Below are 16,482 nucleotides of genomic sequence, written 5' to 3' on the forward strand. Positions count from 1 at the left end.
CCCCGTGGGGCGCGTTGCACGGGCATTCCCGGATCTTGATCCTTAGCGGCGGGCGAGGAGGCCGATCACGAAGCCGATTCCCAAGGCACCGACCACGCAGCGGGTCGGGTGCTGGCGGATGTAGTCTTCCGTGGTGATGTGGATTTCCTTGGCCTTGTCACGGGTTTCGCGCCACTGGTCGTCGGCCGCGCTGCGGAATTGCTGCGCGCGCTCGCTTGCGGCGTGCTTGAGCTGCTCGGCACGCTCGGTCGCGGCGCTCTTGAAGGCCAAGGCCTTCTCGCTGGCCACTTCCTTCAGATGGCTGGCCTTCTCGGTCGCCACTTCCTTGAAATGCTGGACGGATTCGGTGGCCTTGTCCTTCAGGGCCTTGGCCTGATCACCGAGTTCCTTGGCCTTTTCTCCTGCGGCGGCGCGGAGATCACTGGCCGCCTGACCTACGGATGGACCATTTGAGAAACCGGCTTCCGGGTCCAGCGAGCCGGCGTTGGCGAAATTGTCAGACATGACTTTGGGGATGGTTGGATGATGCTCGGAGACGCTTGTCGCCCCTGCCCCGGAAGCTGGCACGTCTCCCCTCCGCGCGCAAGGGAGGATCTAATCGTCTCAAAACCACGGGCGAACGCGCCTTCATCGGTCGAAGGCGTGCAGATTGTCGAACGATATTGTCGATTGTCGATTTCTGCTTCCAGGTCGGGAGAGATCGTTGGAAGGAGTTTATCCGCGAGCGCGCTTTCGCGGCGGTGTCCCCGAATGCTTCTCCCCCTAACCCCCAAAAACCAACTCATGAGCATAGTGACTGCAGTCGCAACGCGACCCGCGCTTCTTCTGGCCATTGGAACTTTGATGAGCTCCGCTCCCCTCGCCGATGCGAGCGTGATGGTGATCGATGTCGGAGGAATCAACAGCGTGGGAGGCTTTGCCGATCCCTTGAATGTCACCCTGCAGCAATACATCGCACCGGGGGCCTATATCACCGGCATCGATTTCGATGTCGTATTGTCCGCCTACGGCACCAGCTGGCTCAGCGAGTTCATGGTGGACTGCTCCGAAAGCACTTACACCACGGGAGCCTATATCAGCCCCGGCTGGGGGACAGACGCACCCGGTCTCAATGTGCCATACAGCGGGGGATTCGATCTCACCACTTCCGATCTCGATTTTTACCTGGGCTCGGATGGCATCCTCCTCCTGACCTTCCGCGAAGCTTCCGACGATCCGGGGGTAAATCCCGACGGGCTGTGGGTCTCAGGCACCTTGAGCATCACCTACACGGTTCCCGAAGCTTCCTCCGTCTTTCTGGCGATGTCGGGTTGCGGCATCGCACTGTTCCGCAGGCGCAGATCCAGAGGGTAGTCCGGCCTCAGCGCCGGTTTGCCGGTCCGGTCCGCGTCGCCTTCGGGGGGGCGGTCAGGCGCTTGATCTCTTCCTCCGGCGGGGAGGTGAACATCACGTTGTCCCACTTCGGCTCCTTCAGCGGCCCGGTGCCGCGGAACTGGAACAGCCCGTCCACCACCGGCTTGAGCGGCAGCGTGATGATCCCGAGCAAGCCGCGCGCGTTCATCCGGATTGTCATGTCCAGCCACTTGCGGTTGAGGTCCGCGCTGCCATCACCGGTGAAGACCAGCGAGGAGGTGTCGGTGTAGAAGTCCCGGGTCCGCAGCACCCCCTCCACCACCTTGAAGGTGCAGAAGGCCGCCGTGGCCTGCTGGAAGCCGGCCTTGCGGTCGACCACGGCGCTGAGCAGCGGCGATAGCGGGCCGAAGATCGGCACGGAGAACAGCTCGCCCTCCTCCAGCGCAATGTGGCCCTCGCCATTCAGGCCCGCCGTCTCGCCGCCGCCATGGTGCACGAAGTCCATCCGCCCCGTCACGAAGCCCTTCGCCTGCTTTTCGAAGCCGCAGGCCGTGGACAACTCGCCAAGACTGAGACGGGTCCAATCGATCTCCCCGGTCACCTTCCTCACGCCGCTGGTGACGACATCGATGTTCGACCGCACCGGCCCGTCGAAGAGATCGAAGGACAAGTCCCGCACCTCGGTGCGGCCCGGCTTGACCCGCACGTCGGTTTCCAAGCCCGCCAGCAACAAGTCGGTCCCGGCGAAATGGTAGCTGACCTTCCCGGGCGTGGTGCCGTGGATCTTGAAGTCGGTCTTCTCCGGGGCCTGCTGCAGGCCGATCGTCCCGCTGCCGCGCAGTGCCGGAGTGTTGTGAAAGCCGTACTGTTCCAAGTGATCCGCCACTTCCGGCAGGAACATCCGCAGGACCGGAGCCGGCCAGAAGCTGCCCTCGATCCCCTCCAGCGTCAGGGTGGAAGGAGCGCGGTTGTAACGGACGCGGGCGACCTTGGCCTTGCCGGTCTGCGGCCCGCCGTGGGCCTTGCGCATCGCATAGCCGGAGTAGTCGAACTCGACCGTGCCGTCGGTGAAATCCAGGAACTCGTGGTCGAGCTTCATCGTCACCTGGGCACGGTTGAAGGGAGTGCCTTTGTAGGCCATGTGGGTCGCCGTGACGGTGCCCCCGCAATCCCAGTCATGCGGATCGCTGCGGCTGGCGCGGCCTTCCACACTGCCGTCCACCGTGGTGCCGTCGGTCTCGCTGAAGTCATGCAGCACCTTGCCCAGCGGCACCTTGTCGAAGAAGTCCCGCCACACGGTGGCGCGGAGATTGGTGGATGCCGAGTAGCGGACTTCGTCGTCCTTCACCAGCACCCGGGCCTTCACCTGACCGTCGGGACGGGTCGCCACGAGGTTGTCGAGGAAGAGGTTCTTGCCGTCGAAGGAGACATCGCTCTCCAAGCGCGCCGCCGTGTGCTTGGCGAAGTTCACGTTGTTCGCGGCGAGGTGGCCCATGATGTGGAAGCTGGGCGGCTTGTCCTCCGGCCACTCGAGTTTCCCGCGCGCGGTCAATTCCGGGCGCGATTGGAAACCGACCTCGCTCAGCAGCCCGCCAGCATCGAATTCCCGCAGGATCGGGGGCAGGTCCAGGTTCGAATGCATCTCGAAACGCCCCGAGCGGCTGGATAGATCATACTCCATCCGGCCCTTCAAGCTGCCGCCGTCGTCGTCCAGATCGAGCGAATCCAGCACCAGCAGCCGGCCGCGGACTTCGCCCCGTGCCTCGACCCGGCTGATCCGGATCCCGCCGCGCTCCAGCGCCCCGCTCTTGAGGAAGACATCGGCCCGCACCGACTTCGGATCATCGAGATCGCCCTCCACCCGCATCCGGATCAGCGGCGGCTTGCCTTCCTCGAAGCGCCACGGTTCGAGCAGGCCGATCACCCGGGAGAGCAGGCGCCGCCGCTGGAGTTCCGCGTCCTTGTCTTCCGGCTTGTCGGAAAGCCGCTGCCGGTAGCCGAGCAGCAGCGCCTCGAATTCCAAGCGGATCCCGCTGACCTCGCCGCGCGCGCCCAGAATTTCCAGCCGCCGCCCGCCGGGCATCAGCACCCGTCCCGCGGCATTTTTCACCTCCAGCATCTTGGAATCCGGATCGTCGGGATCGACTGGCAGGGTGAGCGAGCCGCCCTTCAAATCCAGGCGCTCCACCCGCACCTTGCCGCGCGCCAGCTTGGTCCGGTCCACATCCACGATCACCTCGCTGGCCCGGGCGATGACCCGCGAGTGGGTCGCATCCGAGTAGACCTTCACCTCGTCCGCCTCGATCCCCTGCAAGGGCCAGTAACGGAGCTGGCCGATATCCGCGTGCAGCCCCTGCGCCGCCAGCGCCTTCTCGATCTCCCCGCGCCACGACTCCGGCAGGCCGGTCCGGTTCGCCCACCACAGGCCGCCGCCCGCCGCCAGCAGCGCCGCGAACACCAGCAGCGCCAGAAGCGTGCGGAGCTTGTGGATCAGCCGGATGTGTCTCACGCAGCCGGACAGTGAAGTGCCAAGTAAGAAGTGCCAAGTGCCAAGGCAGCCCGGAGGGCTGAAGTTCCAAGTAAGAAGGACCAAGTTCCAAGGAATAGCCCTTGCACTTGTATCCTGCCGGAATTCTGCGGCTATTTTGACACTTGGCCCTTCTTACTTGGAACTTTCGTCCCTTGGCACTTGGCACTTCTTACTTGGCACTTCATTTTCCCCCGGTGCGGTTCATCGTGCTCGGTAGCGGAAGTGGGGGAAATGCAGCGGTCGTCGAGGCCGGCGGCATCCGCTTGCTGGTCGATGCCGGCCTCTCCGCGAAGCAACTCGTGGACCGCATGCGCGCCAGCGGGATCGATCCCGCCACCCTCACCGCGGTCCTGCTCACCCACGAGCATGGCGATCACGTCCGAGGCCTGCGCGTGCTCATGAAGCAACTCGCCGTGCCCGTTTACGCGACCCCCTCGACCTCGCGCCTCGTCCGCGAGGGCGGCGTGGAGGCGACCTCGTGGAAAATCTTCGAATCCGGCGCGGGCTTCCAGTTGAACGGCCTCGCGGTGCAATCCTTCGCCGTGCCTCACGATGCGGTCGAGCCGGTCGGCTTCGTCTTCCGGCACGAGGAGAAAGCCATGGGCCTGCTCAGCGATACCGGCCACGTGACCAAGCTCATCCTCGACCGTCTCCGCGGCGTCCACGCCCTCTTCGTGGAGGCGAACTACGACGACACCCTGCTGGAAGCGGACATGAAGCGGCCTTGGCCCACCAAGCAGCGGATCTCCTCGCGCCACGGTCACCTTTCAAATGCCCAGACCGCCGCACTTGTCGCCGAACTCGTCCCCGCCGGCCTGCGCCGCGTCGTCCTCGGGCACCTCAGCCGCGATTGCAATTGCCCGGTGAAAGCCAGCGCCGCGGTCCGAGCGACCTTCGAAGTGGAGGTCTGCTGCGCCGAGCAGGACCGGACTTGCGGGTGGTGGGGTTAGCCGATGGAATGGTGAAGTGAAACCCGCGGAACACATCGAAGACAGCGGGTCGGCTCTCGATGCCGCGGCTCTCGATGGAGTGGAGAAGGAACTCGCGGTGAAGCTCCCCGGCGAGCTGAGGTCTCTCCTGCTAGCCACCAACGGCGGAGAGTTCAGCTATAAGGTCAATGCGACGTTCCGCTTCAAGGAAATGGAACTTGAGATCCGCGGGTTTTGCCGGGTGGAGACAGATCATGTCGAGGACTTGGCCTCGGTCGCCCAGGCGCTTTCGGATCGCTTGGACTATCGGAAGCACCTTCCCGTGGCCTACGACGGAGGTGGCAACTATCTGGTCATGGGGATCAAGTGCAACTCGATCTACTTCTGGGACCACGAGGGCGGTCCGCTCGTGAAGGTCGCCCGCTCGCTGACGGACTTTGTGGCAGGGATTGAATTCGAGCCCTCGGAATCACCCTTCGAGATCCTCTGCCAGAGCGCATCGCTGGAGGAAATGAAGATCTGGCAGGGCTTCAACGAGGAAAGGGACACCCTCTGCCAGCAAGCGGCGCGACAGGGAAATCTCCGATTGGTCAGGGAATGCATCGCGGCCCAGCTGCCGGAAGGCAAGGTGATGCGTTTCGCCGCCATGAACGGCCATTGGGGTATCGTGGATTTCCTGCTTGGCCTCGGCCGGGACATCAATGCAGTGGATGAGACCGGCAAGACCCTCTTGGACTGGGTTCAATGGAAGCCGCCTTATGTAGCCGAAGTGGAGCGCCGGGGTGGAGTCTCCGGAACTTAGACCCGCAGGAAGGTCTTCTTCCGCCAGAGATACCAGAGGATCAGCCACTCGATCAGCAGGACGCCTGCAGCCAGCACCACCACGCCCCAGTCCCCGCAGCGCCCGGCCACCCCGCCGAAGAAGAAGGCGGAAACCTCCGGAAAGGAAATGATGCGCGCGCCCAAGTAGATCGTCAGCGGATTCATGCCGACGACCTCGAAGGGGAAGCTCCACCTGGTGTCCGGCTTGAACTCGATCAGCAGGTAAAAAACCACGAAGAGCCAGGTGCAGATGCCGCCCGCGAGAAGATTGAAAGTGCTGTTCCAGGCAGCCTTGATCGGCGGATAACCGAACTGCCAGCACAGCCAGCCCGCGAAGAGCAAACCCGTGCCCGCGATCAGCATGCGGCTCGCGGCAGTGTAGGACGGCCCGCCCCAGCCGCGCACGTAGTCACCGGCGATCACCCCGCCCAAGGTCAGCGCGGCGGCGGAGACAGCGCAGAGCCAGCCCTCCGGATCGAAGCTACCGCCATACAATTTCCCCGGCAGCAGGGCCCGGTCGATCCAGCCATTGACGATCCCCTCCGGCGTCAGCACGCCCGCGCCGTGCCCCGGCACCGGGAAGAGCAATTGCAGGCCCGCGATACCAAAAAGGATGACAGCGCAGCCGGCAACACGACCCTTCCAGGTCTTCGTGAGAACGAAGATGCTGGCCGCGATGCCGTAGGCGATGCCGATCTGGCCGAGCACGCTGGCGTAGCGCTGGTCCGCGAATTCAAATTGCAGGCCGTCGTTGTAAACGATGCCTAACAGCACCAGGACGGCCGCCCGTTTCCAGACGCCGGCGAGAAGGCCGGCCCGGGAAATCCCGCGCTCCAGCTTCGGCCTGAGAGAGTACGGGACCGACATCCCGGCGAGGAACATGAAGAGCGGGAAGACCAGGTCATACGCGCGCAGGCCCTCCCAATCGACATGGGTGAGCTGGGCCGATACGGCATCCAGCCAGGAAATCTCCGTGACCTTGGCAAGCTGGCGGAACAGGGCCGCCAGGCCGACGATCCAGAGCATGTCGAAGCCGCGCAGGGCATCGAGCGAACGCAGGCGCGGGGCAGGTGCGCGGGTATCGGCCATGTCCCGGCAAGGCTCGCGGGCCGGGCGGGGAAAGCAAGCCCGGGGTTCTCAAAGGTAGGGCGCCCGCCCGTCACGGGTCGAAACACGCCGCAGCAGTGGAATTGACCAAAAGCAACCGTGCAGGGAGAAAGACCGCGTGAAGTGCAACAGCTGCGGCGGACGCCTGGAAGGAGCGATGACCTTCTGCCCCTTCTGCGGGGTGCGGCAGGATGTGAACCTGCGCCAGATCCATTTCCGCGATCTGGGCACGGATGCCGCCCTCCCCTGCCCCGAGTGCACGACACCGCTGGCAGTGGTCGAATTCGAGACCGAGCCGAAGATCCGGATCGAACGCTGCGCCACCTGCTTCGGCGCCTTCTTCAATCCCGGCGAGCTTGAAGCCTTGCTCGACGCGCAGACCAATCCCCTGGTCTGGATCGATCCCGTGCAACTCCAACAGATCGCCAAGGACTTCGGCTACACCCATGAGGTGGTCTACCGCAAATGCCCGATGTGCGCGGAGCGGATGAGCCACCTGAACTTCGGCGGCCAGAGCGGCGTGATCCTGGACCGCTGCGGCACCCACGGCGTCTGGCTGGAAGGCAGCGAACTGCGCCGGCTGACCGAGTGGTGGCGCGCGGGCGGCAAGCACCTCCACCAGGAGAACGAGGCGGCGAAGGCGAAGAAGTTTTACTCCGCTCCCGGCCGCGGTCCGGCCCGGGTGCCGATGACCGGCACCACGGAACCGCTGGACGACTCGAAGTGGGAGAAGGTTAACAACGGATTCACCATCGCCTGTGTGGTGGGCTCGATCGCGGCGGTGTTCCTCGATTGAGAGGATGGGGCTAAAAAGGGCTCTCCGTCAGGATTGCTGATGCCCCTTCGAGGAAGCTCCCAATGCCGATCGATGCCCCCCAATTGCGGCGCAGCCGCTTTGGAGTGCGGCGGGTATCGCCGCTTTCCGGGCGCGGTGGCGGACCGGAGCGCCATGCAAGTTCTAGGGAGATTTGCCCCTACCCTATCGTTCAACGATGCGGCTGGGTTGCCTCGCCTCACCAGGTGCCCCTTGCTTCTGCACCCGGTCCTTCGAACTTCCTCCGGGATCTATCGCGGCGACCCTTCTTCAACCCTCGCTCCGAAAGCGGCGATGCTCGCCGCACTCCAAAGCGGCTGCGCCGCCCTCTTGAGCAGACGTGTCGTGATCCATTGGCAAACCTGACGGAGAGCAAAAAAAAGCGGGACGGCCCCCGCCATCCCGCTTCGGCTCGAATTCCAGCTCACTTCTTGTTCTTCCCGGGCATCAGGCCGCTTCCGGTCATGCCCTCCATCATTTGAAGTGCGCCGCCCACCATCTTGCGGGCGCTGCTGATCTGCTGCTCGAATTCTTCCAGCGTGCCGATCTTCCCCTTGGTTTCAGGCTCCGCCGCGCCGCTGCGGGCAGCCAGGCTGTCTTGCAGCACTTTCGCCTGCCCGGCATCGAGCACGCTCAGAACCTGCTCGAGGAAGATCTTGTCGTCCAAGGAATCCCCTTCCGACTCGCTGGCCATATCGAGGAAGATATCTTCGTCGGGCAGCCCGAGGTCGGCGCTGATGGCATCGTAGTCAGCTTGACTGGTCTCGCCTCGCTTCAGGGAATCGCGCACCAGCAGAAGTTCCATGAGCTTGGCGGGCTCCTTTTTCATGACCACGAGTTGCTCGCGGGCTTCCTCGCTCTCGCGCTTGAACGACTCCGCATGGAAGACCTTGATCTTCTTCTGCTGCTCCTCGGTCAGCGCCATGGCCTCCGCCGCCTCGCCGAAAATCTCGGACGGCTCTTCTGCCATCTCTTCGCCCAAGTTCAGGCCATGGATCAGGTCCATGACCGACAGGGCATCCTCCCCGAGTCCGATGAGCTCGTTGGAAAGGTGGGCGGACAGCTTGGCACGGGAATCCCCGTACTTCTTCGCCAGCCGTGCGGTGGCGGCACCGCCCTTGGACTTCCCGCGATTGCTTTCGACGTCCCCTTCCGCCGCGTCGCCGCTGGTGGCAGCCAGGCCCGGGCCGGCGGCAGAGGGAGGTGGCGGATCGTTGTCCCGGGTCAATCTCGGGACGGCGACGGCGGTAACTCCCGCAAGAAGGAGCAGCGCGGCTCCGGCTACAATGGCTTTGTGGCTCATGATGATGGCGATGATGCTGGTGGTTTGGGCGGCGGTGATCGCCGCGGTGGAAAGGGCGGTTGAGGAAAGGGAGGCGGAGAGCCCGGCCGGTGCAGGCACGGTGGCGTGGGCGGGCAGGATGGTGGCGAGCGCGGCGGCGGTGGTGACAATCCCCCGCTTCGCCAGCAGGCCGCGGAGCTTCTCCATGGCACGGTCGAGGCGCTTGCGGGCCGCTTCTTCCGAAAGGCCGAGCGCGTTGCCGATAGCCCCGTGGGACTTCTTCTCGTAGAAGCGCAGGACCACGGCGCGGCGCTCGAGCTCGGGAAGTTCGTCGATCAGCGAATCGATCACGGGTTCGAGGCGGGACCAATCGGGCGGCGGGTCGGGAGTCATCGCGGGTGAGGTGAAGTGGGCTTCTTCGCGCTTGCGGCGGGCTTGCTCGCTGCGCACCAGATCGACGGCACAGGAACGCGTGGTGCGGTGCAGCCAGGCGGCGAGCGGCACGCTGGCCGGGACCGTCGCCGGCTTGGCAGCCAGCTTGCAGAAGACCTGCTGGGAAACATCGCGGGCCAGATCGGCGTCCCGCGTCACACGGCTGGCCACGCTGTAGACGAGATCGCAGTGCCGGTCCACCAGCCGCCGGAACGCCTGCTCCGAGCGGGTGGCGGTGAAATCGCGGATGAGATCGTGGTCGTTCATGGCGGCTTACAACTATCATTCGGAGGCCCGCGGGGGAACCGGACAAGAATTCGGAGGATTTTTGGGAGGGAGGGGTCGGGCAGATGCACGGCTTCGACCGCGAAGGCCGAAGCAAACATCGAACATCGAACGTCCAACATCGAACGTCGAAGTGGAAGAAAGGAAGAGGCTCGCGGCGAAGCCCGGGAGACGGCGGATCGATGCCTTTTCCTTTCGACGTTCGATGTTGGACGTTCGATGTTCGATGTTCGATGTTCGCCTTTTGCTTTCGTTCCAGACCGGCTTTCATTCGACACCCGCCGCGCGACCCGCCATACCGCCCGCGGATGAAGATCACCCGCACGCTCGCCTCCTGCCACACGCCGGATGGCGCGCTCCTGGTCCTGCAGGAGCACGATGGCCAGCACTACCTGAAAATCGGCGGCGTGCAGCTCATGAGCACCACCGCCAGTGCCTCCGAGCAGACGATGGCCGAGCTCGCGTGCAGCGATATGCCCGCGGCCAAACCGCGCATCCTCATCGGCGGCCTCGGCTTCGGCTTCACGCTGCGACGGGTGCTGGAACTCTGCCCGGCGGACGCCATCATCGATGTCGCGGAGCTTCTTCAGGAAATCATCGACTGGAACCGCGAGCACCTCCAGGCCGTCAACGGCCTTCTGCTCGACGACCCGCGGGTGGAGATCCACCGCCGCGACGTCCATGAGCTGTTAGACGGCAAGCAGCGCTACCATGCGATCCTGCTGGACGTGGACAACAGCCCCGATCCCTTGGTGCAGAAGGGCAATGCCCGCCTCTACAACCGCGGCGGCCTGCAGCGGGTAAAGGCCGCGCTGCAGCCGCAGGGCCGCGTCGTCTACTGGTCGGCGAACCGCGACAAGCACTTCGCCGAGGCGCTCGGCCGCGTCTTCAAGCAGGTGGAAAGCGTCGGCGCGAAGGCCTATCCGCAAGCGAAGAAGTTCACCCATACCTTGTTCGTGGCGGACCGGGAGTGATGTTCAAAGGCAGGGACCTTTCTCCGAAAGGTCCGGCTGGGGATGGCCCGCAGTCACGCTACGATTCCGCTTACCCCTCAACGCACCAGCTGCAACCTGAAGAAACGCGCCGGCCCCGCCACCGCCCCGCTGCTCAGTCGGATCGCCCGCTTACCTCGTCCTCCAGCCGGAAAGATCTTCCTGCGGAGTCTACTGCGGCAGCAGCCGCATTGGAAATTGATCCCGCGGATCGCCGCTGATTACCTGCACCCGATGGCCGATCCCTCCCCTCAGAATCCGGTATCCACAAGGCGATTGGTCTTCATCCTCTTGGGAGGCATTATCTTGGGAACGATCGTCAGCGCGGCGATCACTTGGAATTTGCCGCGCGTCTATACGATGCGGGCCTGGCTGAAGGAGCCCGGATCATCCGGCTACGACCGGAAGATCACCCGCTTGCGGGCGGCGATGACGGTCCGCCAGAACGACTTGGACCATCGCTGGAACATAAGCTTTGAAGATGCGATTGAGACAATCGTCAAAGGCACGACCTTGCGCGACACCGACCGCGGCTTGGAAGTCGAAGTCCGCCTTCTTGATCCGCTGGATGCCCGGGTGATCGCGCGGACCATTGCCTTCGGTATCGACACTCCCCGGCGGGAGCGGGAGATGGCCTCAAAATCGGGGCACCTCGCTCCCTTCACGGACGCCGAGACCCGAACCATGGCCGACATCGCAAAACTCGAGTACCTCATTGGAGACCAAGCTCGGGAAGCCGGATTTTCCGATGGAGTCGGCCGGATCTTGCGAGCGCCCGATGACGATCCAAAAATGGCGGCCCTCGCTGCCAATGAGGATTTCTCACGACGGCTGGCCACTCTCAAAAACCTCTCCCGCCAGATCGGCTACTACGATCCACCGGGTGAACCCTTCCGGGGCCCCAATCCGCACATCGAGTTGCAGGATCTATCCACCGCCACGGTCGGGCGGACGCCGGATGTGAGTTTGTGGATCAGAAGCGGGCAAGTCTGTGGAGCGCTTATCTCCCTGCTGGTGATCGCGGTATTGCGGCTTTGGAAGCCGGGTCTCTTGCGCGGTCGAGATCGCCCCGCCACGGCTCCGGCCGCGGCACAGGTTCCCCCACCGACCGCCGCGAAGCCGGGAGATAGCGAAGAATGGTAAGCCCGGATACCGGGCCGCGATGGGATCACGGGCCCGGCACCGGTCGCGTGAACACCAGCCGGAAGTACTGCGCGGCGTGCCCCTCCGGCGCTTTCACCTGGATACTTCGAGCCACGAAGGCCTCACCAAGATCGGTATCGCCAATGACGTCGAAATCGGCTTCCTGCAGGTCGCTCCAAGCTGACATCCCCGCGTTACCCGCTTGCACCGCATAGCTCAAGGCCGGCTGGCCCAGGTCATCCACGCGGATCTTGTAAGTCAGCACGATTCCCGGTCCGTCCCCATCCCCCACCACCGCCACGCTCATCAAGTTCGGCGCGGCATCGATCGCCAGCGGATCCAAGCCGTGGGCGAATTCCTCCAGGTTCGTGTAGCCGTCGCTGTCGGGATCCGCGTTGTCGCCCCACAGGGTCTCCTCATTGGCCGCGGTTAGCGGGCCGGAGCCACTGAAGTGCTCGTAAGTCCACCCGTCGATCGCCGCCACCGGCTCCACCGTGAGGTTCACGGTAATCGTATCAAAGCCGCCGCGAGCGTCCGCGACCTGCACCGTGAAGGCATCCGGCCCGGTATAGCCTGCCGCCGGCGAGTAGCTCAGCGCGACGCTCCCGCCCGCTGCCGGCGCCACGATCCCTGCCGTCCCGTGCGCCGCAGCAGAGGAGATCGACCAGCTCAGTGAGTCGCCATTCGCATCCGTCGCGCTCAGGCTCTGGCTGAAGGCGGTCGGCTTGTTGTTCTTGGAAAACGCCACCGCCACGCTCGTGCCCTCTGTGATGACCGGCGCGTTGTTAGGAGGCTCTTGGATGGTGAGATTCACCGTGATCGTGTCGGCGCCGCCCTGACCGTCGGCGACGCGCACCACGAAGGAATCCGTGCCGGTGTAGTTCGAGACCGGCTGATAGCTCAAATTGACCGTCCCGCCCGTCGCGGGAGCGGCAATTCCCGCCGTGCCGTGGGCCGCCGCGGTCATGATCAACCAAGTCAGGGGATCTCCGTCCACATCGGTCGCGTTGAGGCTCCGGCTAAAAGCGGTGGGCGTGTTGTTCCTTGAGAGCGTGACCGCAATCGAAGTTCCCTGCGCGACGACCGGCGGTTCGTTGGTCGGGATCAGAAAGGCGCGCATCACCGCCATGTGCTGCATGCCGGTGACCCCGCTGTCGGGCAATTCCACGGGAAAAACGGCGGACAGCGGCTCGTAGTCGCGGCTGTCGAAGACGAGCCCGTTGGTGAAGCTATTCGAGCCGACCACCAAGGGGGTCGAGAGGGCTGCGAGCGAGGAACCCGGGGCAACCCAATCGTAGGGCTTCGCGCGGGCGGCATTGGTGTCCCCGTCTCCCCTCTGATCGACGGGCCAGGGACTGGCGGTCACGACCACGGTCGAGAGCGTGCTCAGGCAACTCTCGGTGCGAGTGTCGGTATTGAAATCACCGCCGATCACAACGTGGTCGGTGACCTGCTTGTTGGCTTGGATCAGGGCACGGAGGGCTCCCGCCTGCGTATTGCGAGTGCCCGATCCGCCCCCGGAACTCAAGTGCACGCTGATCGCGAGGAGGTTCATGTCGCCGGGAAGATCGATGCGCGCCCAGACGAATTCGCGGTCCGGCATCTCGTCGTCTTGCCATACCCCGGCGGCCAGGAAGGGGTAGCGGCTGACGATGCCGTTCGGAATGCTCTTCCCGATTTCGACATGATAGTGGAAGGAACTGCCGAAATTGCCATCGACCCAGCTCCGGTAGGTGGTGGAGGAGTTTTTCGACCCGTTGAGGGTGACATTCATTTCCTGAACCAGCGCGATGTCGGGATCGAGGCCTCGGAAGATCCGGTTGCCGTGGCCTGGATCGTAGGACTGGTTATTGCCACTGGTGATATTCGCCGCCATGATCCGCACTACCTCGTCCGCCAAGGATGCGGGGACAAAAAGGCCGAGACATGCGAGGGCAAGTACGGCGGCGCGGGAAAACACAGGGGACCAAAGCATCAACCGCGCCATCCGGGCAATCCGGGAATTGTGATGTTAGGGCCATGCGTGGACCTACGGGGATCGCCCATACCGCATGCTTCGCTCGCGACGCGCTTCCCTTTTCGCCAAGCGCCCCCCATCGTCCTCCCGCCGATGATTTTGCTCGATCCCGCCAAGCTCGCCAATCCCACCTCGAATGACGAGATCCTGAGTGTTTTCCTCGACTATCTGATCGAGACCGGCGTCGAGCCGTACGACCATCAGGAACAGGCGATTCTCGAACTCTTCGCAGGGAACAACGTCATCCTGAACACCCCGACCGGCTCGGGGAAATCGCTGGTGGCGCTGGCGATGCACTTCAAGGCGATCTGCCAGAACCGCCGTTCCTACTATACCGTCCCGATCAAGGCGCTGGCCAATGAGAAGTTCCTCTCGCTCTGCCACGTCTTCGGGCCGGACAAAGTGGGCATGATCACCGGCGATGCCACGGTGAACCCCGGTGCCCCGGTGATCTGCTGCACCGCGGAGATCCTGGCCAATCTGGCGCTGCGCGAGGGCGCGCTGGCGCAGGTGGACGACGTCATCATGGACGAGTTCCACTATTACTCGGATGCCTCGCGCGGTTTCGCCTGGCAGGTGCCGCTGCTGACGCTGCCGCAAGCGCGCTTCCTGCTGATGTCCGCGACCTTGGGTGAGACGTCCTTCTTCGAGGAAACGCTCACCAAGCTGACCGGAGTGCCGACCGCCCTGGTGAAATCCGACCAGCGTCCGGTGCCGCTGGAATTCGAATACAGCGAAATATCGCTGGAAGAGAAGATCACGGAGCTGGTGGAGCAGAACCGCGCGCCGATCTATCTGGTGCACTTCACCCAGCTCGCCTGCGCGCAGACGGCACAGAACCTGATGAGCTTGAACTTCTGCACGAAGGACGAGAAGCAGCGCATCGCCGAGGCCCTGCACGATGCGAATTTCCGCAGCCCCTACGGCAAGGAAGTCTCGAAGCTGCTACGCCACGGCATCGGCATCCACCACGCCGGCCTGCTGCCGAAGTACCGTATCCTGGTGGAGAAGCTGGCCCAGCGCGGCTTGCTGAAGGTGATCTGCGGCACGGATACCCTGGGGGTGGGCGTGAACGTGCCGATCCGCACGGTCCTCTTCACCCAGCTTTTCAAGTACGACGGGAGCAGTACCAAGACCCTCACGGTCCGCGATTTCAAGCAGATCTGCGGACGCGCGGGGCGGCGCGGCTTCGACCACATCGGCTACGTCGTCTGCCAGGCACCCGAGCACGTGGTCGAGAACCTGCGTCTGGAAAAGAAGGCTTCGTCCTCCGGTAAGAAGAGCTTCGTGAAACGCAAGCCGCCGGAGAAGGGCTTCGTGAATTGGGACGAGAAGAGCTTCCGCCGCCTGATGGACGCCCCGCCGGAGAAGCTGGTCTCCAGCTTCCAAGTGCGGCATTCGATGCTGCTCAACGTGCTCGGTCGCGAGCACGAGGACGGCTGCGACGCGCTGCGGAAACTGATCCGGGATAGCCACGAAGCGCCCTCGAAAAAGAAGGCCCACAAGAAGCGCGCCTTCCAGATCTTCCGCGGCCTGGTGGAGGGCGATATCCTGCGCATCATCCCGCGCGCCGAGCGCACCGGCCCGGTGAAGGTGGCGCTGAATATCGAACTGCAGGAGGACTTCTCGCTGAACCAAGCGCTCGGACTCTACCTGCTCGATGCAATCCCGCTGCTGGACCGCGAGGAAGCGGACTACGCGCTCAATGTCATCTCGTTGGTCGAGGCGATCCTGGAAAATCCCGAGGTCGTGCTCCGCCGCCAGGTCGACATGCTGAAGGGCGAACTCATCGGCCAATTGAAGAATGAGGGCGTGGAATACGAGGAACGGATGGCGCGCCTGGAGGAAGTCGAGTGGCCCAAGCCGGGCAAGGACTTCATCTACGATACCTATAATAATTTCGTCGCGCTGCGCCCTTGGATGAAGGAAGCCATCGTCCGCCCGAAGTCGATCGCCCGCGAGATGTTCGAGCACTGGCAGTCCTTCGAGGACTACGTGAAAACCTACGGGCTGGAACGGAGCGAGGCAGTGCTGCTCCGCCACCTCTCGGAAGTTTACAAGGTGCTCTCCCAGACCGTCCCGCCGATGGCCAAGACCGAGGAACTCGTGGAGGCGGAGGAATACCTCGGTGACATCCTGCGCAGCGTGGACTCCAGCTTGCTCGACGAGTGGGAAAAGCTCCGCAACCCCGACTACGTGCCGGAAGCCGAGAAGCCCATCGAGCAGCGCAAGCACGTCGCCTTCACCCGGAACCGCCCGGCCTTCACGCGGTCGCTTCGCAATGCCGTCTTCACCCTCGTGAAGGCCTTCGCCGAGGGCAACACCGCCGCGATCCTCGCCCAGATCGAACCCGCCGACTCCGAGGGCCAGCCATGGACCGCGGCCCGGATCGGGGAACTGCTCGACGGCTATTTCTCCGACCACGAGCGCATCCGCCTCGACCCCGAAGCGCGCGCCACCAAGCACTCCCGCATGAACGACGAGGCCCCGCGCCTATGGACGGTCGAGCAGATCCTCGTCGATCCGGAGGAACTCAATGACTGGTCGTTGCAACTCGCGGTGGATCTCGACCGCAGCGATGCGGAGGACCGGCCCGTCCTGCAATTACAGGGCATGGCGGCCTTTGCGTGACGACCGGCCAATCTTCCCCTAGCCTCGCGACCGGCATGAAACCCCGCGTTGCCTTTCTCTTGCTTCTGATCGCCCTGGCCTGCGGCTTCGTCGCCCGCCAGCGGTATTCCGCGGCGCAAGGAGTTGGCGGCACGGTCGCTTCAGA

At 64.0% G+C, this 16,482-nt stretch carries 12 protein-coding genes; 7 read left to right on the forward strand and 5 right to left on the reverse strand.

The window, feature by feature from the left end:
- Window positions 1-42 precede the first annotated feature (42 nt).
- Window positions 43-504, reverse strand: coding sequence for a YqjD family protein (locus ABWK72_RS09885; RefSeq protein ID WP_367874623.1), 462 nt, complete (start codon window positions 502-504; stop codon window positions 43-45).
- Window positions 505-843: 339 nt separating this feature from the next.
- On the opposite strand from ABWK72_RS09885, the gene ABWK72_RS09890 reads away from it, so the two are divergent.
- Complete coding sequence (locus ABWK72_RS09890) at window positions 844-1,353, forward strand: hypothetical protein (RefSeq protein ID WP_367874624.1); 510 nt, start codon at window positions 844-846, stop codon at window positions 1,351-1,353.
- Window positions 1,354-1,360: 7 nt separating this feature from the next.
- Here ABWK72_RS09890 and ABWK72_RS09895 read toward each other — a convergent pair whose 3' ends face one another.
- Window positions 1,361-3,862: an AsmA-like C-terminal region-containing protein gene (locus tag ABWK72_RS09895; RefSeq protein WP_367874625.1), complete on the reverse strand. Its 2,502-nt coding sequence runs from the start codon at window positions 3,860-3,862 to the stop codon at window positions 1,361-1,363.
- Window positions 3,863-4,077: 215 nt separating this feature from the next.
- On the opposite strand from ABWK72_RS09895, the gene ABWK72_RS09900 reads away from it, so the two are divergent.
- Together ABWK72_RS09900 and ABWK72_RS09905 are read left to right on the forward strand one after the other, a co-directional pair.
- Window positions 4,078-4,833 (forward strand): MBL fold metallo-hydrolase, encoded by a 756-nt coding sequence (locus ABWK72_RS09900; RefSeq protein ID WP_367874626.1) that lies wholly within the window; start codon window positions 4,078-4,080, stop codon window positions 4,831-4,833.
- A gap of 16 nt (window positions 4,834-4,849) precedes the next feature.
- The gene (locus ABWK72_RS09905) at window positions 4,850-5,614 is read left to right on the forward strand and encodes an SMI1/KNR4 family protein (RefSeq protein ID WP_367874627.1); all 765 of its coding nucleotides are present in this window, start codon (window positions 4,850-4,852) and stop codon (window positions 5,612-5,614) included.
- On the opposite strand, the gene ABWK72_RS09910 is transcribed toward ABWK72_RS09905, so the two are convergent.
- The gene (locus tag ABWK72_RS09910) at window positions 5,611-6,723 is read right to left on the reverse strand and encodes an acyltransferase family protein (RefSeq protein ID WP_367874628.1); all 1,113 of its coding nucleotides are present in this window, start codon (window positions 6,721-6,723) and stop codon (window positions 5,611-5,613) included. The two genes, ABWK72_RS09905 and ABWK72_RS09910, sit on opposite strands and share 4 nt — an antisense overlap.
- A 136-nt stretch (window positions 6,724-6,859) precedes the next feature.
- On the opposite strand from ABWK72_RS09910, the gene ABWK72_RS09915 reads away from it, so the two are divergent.
- Window positions 6,860-7,537, forward strand: a complete 678-nt coding sequence (locus tag ABWK72_RS09915) for a zf-TFIIB domain-containing protein (RefSeq protein WP_367874629.1) — start codon at window positions 6,860-6,862, stop codon at window positions 7,535-7,537.
- 442 nt (window positions 7,538-7,979) lie between these two features.
- Here ABWK72_RS09915 and ABWK72_RS09920 read toward each other — a convergent pair whose 3' ends face one another.
- Window positions 7,980-9,536, reverse strand: a complete 1,557-nt coding sequence (locus ABWK72_RS09920) for an RNA polymerase sigma factor (RefSeq protein ID WP_367874630.1) — start codon at window positions 9,534-9,536, stop codon at window positions 7,980-7,982.
- Window positions 9,537-9,862: 326 nt separating this feature from the next.
- Between ABWK72_RS09920 and ABWK72_RS09925 the strand changes: the two genes are divergently transcribed.
- Both ABWK72_RS09925 and ABWK72_RS09930 read left to right on the forward strand, forming a co-directional pair.
- Window positions 9,863-10,528, forward strand: coding sequence for a spermine synthase (locus ABWK72_RS09925; protein ID WP_367874631.1), 666 nt, complete (start codon window positions 9,863-9,865; stop codon window positions 10,526-10,528).
- 324 nt (window positions 10,529-10,852) lie between these two features.
- Window positions 10,853-11,689: a hypothetical protein gene (locus tag ABWK72_RS09930; protein ID WP_367874632.1), complete on the forward strand. Its 837-nt coding sequence runs from the start codon at window positions 10,853-10,855 to the stop codon at window positions 11,687-11,689.
- Window positions 11,690-11,714: 25 nt separating this feature from the next.
- On the opposite strand, the gene ABWK72_RS09935 is transcribed toward ABWK72_RS09930, so the two are convergent.
- Window positions 11,715-13,589 (reverse strand): Ig-like domain-containing protein, encoded by a 1,875-nt coding sequence (locus ABWK72_RS09935; protein WP_367874633.1) that lies wholly within the window; start codon window positions 13,587-13,589, stop codon window positions 11,715-11,717.
- 210 nt (window positions 13,590-13,799) lie between these two features.
- Here ABWK72_RS09935 and ABWK72_RS09940 point away from each other — a divergent pair, with 210 nt between their 5' ends.
- Window positions 13,800-16,337 carry a DEAD/DEAH box helicase gene (locus ABWK72_RS09940; RefSeq protein ID WP_367874634.1) on the forward strand — a complete coding sequence of 846 codons (2,538 nt, stop codon included), beginning with the start codon at window positions 13,800-13,802 and terminating at the stop codon, window positions 16,335-16,337.
- Window positions 16,338-16,482 lie beyond the last annotated feature (145 nt).

The organism is Luteolibacter sp. Populi (assembly GCF_040801775.1).
In the GTDB taxonomy this organism is placed as follows: Bacteria; Verrucomicrobiota; Verrucomicrobiia; order Verrucomicrobiales; family Akkermansiaceae; genus Haloferula.